2 protein-coding genes are annotated in these 2,003 nt (G+C 27.3%); both read right to left on the reverse strand.

Annotated features, from left to right (window positions below):
* Positions 1 to 472: rRNA adenine N-6-methyltransferase family protein (locus tag EZH24_RS10825; RefSeq protein ID WP_272897897.1), on the reverse strand; the 472-nt coding region annotated here is incomplete at its 3' end.
* The coding region (locus EZH24_RS14225; protein WP_161976149.1) for a hypothetical protein at positions 462 to 2,003 on the reverse strand (1,542 nt) is incomplete at its 5' end. The genes EZH24_RS14225 and EZH24_RS10825, both read right to left, overlap by 11 nt.

The raw sequence follows: 2,003 nt of genomic DNA on the forward strand, positions 1-2,003 counted from the left end.
GAAACCGCGTAATTCCATTTACCATAAAAACCGCGTAATTCCATTTATCATAACAATTGCAAAAAAGCCATTCCATTATCGGACTTGCAATATTGTATGGAATATTTCCGTATATGTCGAATTTTACTTCTTTTTTTATATTTTCAATATTAACGGTTAAAATATCTTTATGAATTATATTAATATTAGAATTATTGGAATATCTTTTTATTAAATGATTATATAAAGCTTTGTCGTATTCCACGATAGTTAAATTTTCTTTATAAATATTTATAAGAATTTCGCTCAAAGAACCGAGTCCGCCGCCAATTTCCAAACAATATTTTGAACGATTATTGACGACTATATTCGCTATATTATTTGCAATATTTCTGTCGCATAAAAAATTTTGTCCTCTGTTTTTATTTGGAAATATTGAATTTTCTTTTAAATAATTTTTTATTTCGTTTTTGGAATATAAATTATTTAACATTTTTTGGAATTCTTGAAATCTGCAAAAGAATTATCAATATAATAGCCAAACTCACGGCATAAACCAACGCTATATTAATTACTATATTTGAAAATTTTATTAAAACTGTCGCTATAAAATCGGTTAATATTCCGTATATCATAGTTAATGACAATGTTCCGATTATTCCAATAAATTTTGCGGTTAAATTAGCTCCTTCGTAATGTATTTCTTCTCTGAATTTAAAAGAATAATAAGCTATAATTACAAACAATAATAAATACAAAATCGGCGATATGGCTTTTTTGAATATAATTAAATTAATAGGTTCGTTAGAATATCCGAATTTTGGAAGTTCGTTTTTAAGTAAAATAAGTTTCGATAAACTTGCATAATCCAATATCATGTCCGTATAATTTTTAACGCTTTCAACGGCGCTCGAAGATATTGATATAGGAATTGTCGTTGAATCTGTGTCGCTGTAAATATAATCTTTTTTATTATTGTCAAACGGAGCTTTTAATATGATATTTTTTATATTGTTTGTGTTGGTATAAATCGTATTTGCCAATTTTCCGTATTTATAACTTTGCATATCGAGTATTTGGGAATTATCGTCAAGTTTAATAACTGAAACATCGAATATATATAAATTATTTTTAAAATATAAACCGTTTATTGAAGATAACATAGTATTTTTATCAAGCATTAAATTAAGCCCTTTATGTTTCGTAAGAGAATTATTTTCCAAATAACCCGCGTTATCTATAAAAACATTTCTTATTTCAGAGGCTTCTTCAATAAAGAAATCGTAATTATTTATAGCGTCCGTAATTATTGAATAATAATTTCTAACTTCCGTTATATTAGGAACTTCGGCATATAATGGCAATATTCCTTCGTAAGCTTCCCATAATCTTCCCTCTTCGTATAAAGTTATTATTTCCGCCAATTTTTTATAAGCGTATAATTCTTCGGTGGTATTGCCCGAATATTTTGGTTTGCTATTTTGCGCCATACTTATTCTATTTAAATAATATAAAGCCAAAGAATTGTATCTGTCTATAGTTAAAACCATGTCAAAATATCTATTAGCGGCGTTATAATCCGACATCGAAAAAGCTCTCGAACCCATTTGTATTAAATTATTTATGTTTTCCATCTCTTTTTTATTTTCTATTTCTTCCAATTCTTCTCTTTCTTTTTGGATACTTTTTAAAAGAAGAAGTATATTTCCGTTGTCGCCTTCGTAAAATAAAGATTTTCTTGCAAGATTATAAGCGTTGTCTAAATTTCCTTTTGATAGTTCTTCTCTGGCGTTTTCGTAAATTTTATTTTTTAATTCGAATTCGTATTGAAGAAAAACTTTATAATCTCTATTGGAGTTATGTTCTTTCAATCTATACGCCAACGCATCGAGCAAATAATAATCGTATAATGTATAAAATAAAACCGTTATTAAAATTGCCGTTATGGGAAAGGCTATTATTTTCGATAAATTATCGGTTTCTTCGTCCGAATAAGAACCTTTGAAAAATGCAAAGTAAACGCT

Origin of the sequence: Brachyspira catarrhinii (assembly GCF_005518285.1) — a bacterium.
GTDB lineage: Bacteria > Spirochaetota > Brachyspiria > Brachyspirales > Brachyspiraceae > Brachyspira > Brachyspira catarrhinii.